The sequence below is a fragment of the Psychrobacter sp. 1U2 genome (genome assembly GCF_051847575.1).
Window position 1 is genome coordinate 1 of the sequence record NZ_JBPYDC010000087.1, and the last position, 1992, is coordinate 1992.

1 protein-coding gene is annotated in these 1992 nt (G+C 42.3%); it reads right to left on the minus strand.

Annotated features, from left to right (window positions below; translation table 11 throughout):
• Positions 1-156: 156 nt before the first annotated feature.
• Positions 157-1992, minus strand: a 1836-nt coding sequence (locus ACS8FD_RS13355) for a response regulator (protein ID WP_439276243.1), incomplete at its 5' end; no start/stop codon positions are given.

Consider the following 1992-nt stretch of genomic DNA (forward strand, 5'->3'; position numbering starts at 1 on the left):
TTATCTTGCAGCTGTTGCCGCGATAAGCAATCGATTAGCATAAATCCTAAACTGCGTACGGTATCAGTGCAAGCCAAACGCTGATGTTGATGTTCTGCAATTACTAGTACTCTGATGTCTTTGTTATCTTTATCAATAACATTGGACATATAGGTTTTATCCATCATGACTCAAGCTTATCTTTTGACCAAGTAACATCTGCATTCTATTTAGTAATTCAGTTTCTTGGAAGGGTTTACCCATATAATCGTTTACCCCAATATCTAATGCGCGTTCGCGATGTTTTTCACCAGTACGTGACGTTATCATAATGATTGGAATATCTCGTAAGCGCTTATCGAACCTTACTTGTGTTGCCACTTCAAAACCATCCATACGTGGCATTTCTATATCCAATAAGATCAAGTCAGGTATGGTCTCTTGTAAAATCTCAATGGCATCAACACCATCTTTTGCAAGAGCTACATTGATACCTTGACGCTCAAGTAAACGTGACGTGACTTTTCGAACCGTCACAGAGTCATCAACTACAAGCACAGTCACTTGTGTTTCCACTCCACTACGTTCAGGCTTTGGTATTTGAACCATGTTTTGCGTCGATGCATTACGCATTAGCGCGATAAGGTCTAAGATCAACATAACCGATCCATCACCCATAATAGTCGCAGCCGAAATACCTGCCAAATGTGATAACTGACGACCAAGTGGCTTTAACACCACTTCAATACGAGAGCCTGCAATTTGGTCCACTTGCAGGGCCATTTTTTGACCAGCACGGTTTTTAATGACGATAAGCGGTAAGCTAGTATTGGTACTGACCATCAGCTCATTCAGCTTACTACCAGATAAGATTTCATTTAGGTAACGGACTCGGTAATCCTCATCTTCGATATGTAAAGTGGTAGCACCAGATGCATAATAATCATATAGCCTTTCTGGATTGACTCGTATTACTCGCTCAATCTGTACCAAAGGTATGGCGTAGTAACGATCCGCTGCACGTACTACCAAAGCATCAGATACCGCCACTGTTAATGGTAAACGGATGGTAAAGCGCGATCCTTTACCTTCCTCAGATGTGACGGTTACCATACCGCCTAACTGACGAATTTCACTGATAACCACATCCATTCCTACCCCGCGTCCTGAGATTTGGGTGACTTGCTGGGTAGTCGTAAGACCGGCATTAAAAATATACTGAATAATGTCTAAATCAGTCAGACTGTTATCGCTTGCATCGATAAGCCCTTGAGCAATTGCTTTATTTCTGACTGCCTCAACATTGATACCGCGACCGTCATCACTAAGGTTGATGACAACTTCACTGCCTTCACGTAGGACTTCTAAAGTGATATGACCGCTACGGTTTTTACCAGCTGTTAGACGAGTTTGAACATTTTCAATACCGTGATCGACTGCGTTACGCAACATATGCTCTAATGGCGAGGTAATGCGCTCTAGAATGGTTCTATCCATTTCGTCATCAGCATTGATAATTGTCAATTCTACCGACTTATTAAGCTCATTAGCAGTTTGACGTACAATACGCTCAAGACGCGGTGTCACACGTGTGAATGGCACCATACGCGAATTCATTAAGCCATCTTGCAGTTCAGTTTGGGTACGCGATAGTTGCAGCAGCAAACCCTCACTATCACGTGTCTTTTCTAACATAGTGCTGTTGATTTCGATCAAATCAGAAGCGGACTCTGTGAGCGATTTAGATAGCTGATTTAATGAAGAGTACTGATCCATCTCTAATGGGTCAAAGTCCTCGTTATTCACCAATTCATCATCATCAATTTGCGATAAGATTTGCGCTTCAAGCTCAATCTCCATTCGGCGTAGCTGATCCGCTAAGCGTTGAACGGTAGTGCCCATTTCTTCAATACTATTGGTTAAGCTACTTATACCCATATCAATACGTGCACGGTTGATTGCAGACTCACCCGATAGGTTAATCATATGTTCAACCAAACCACCAGAGATACG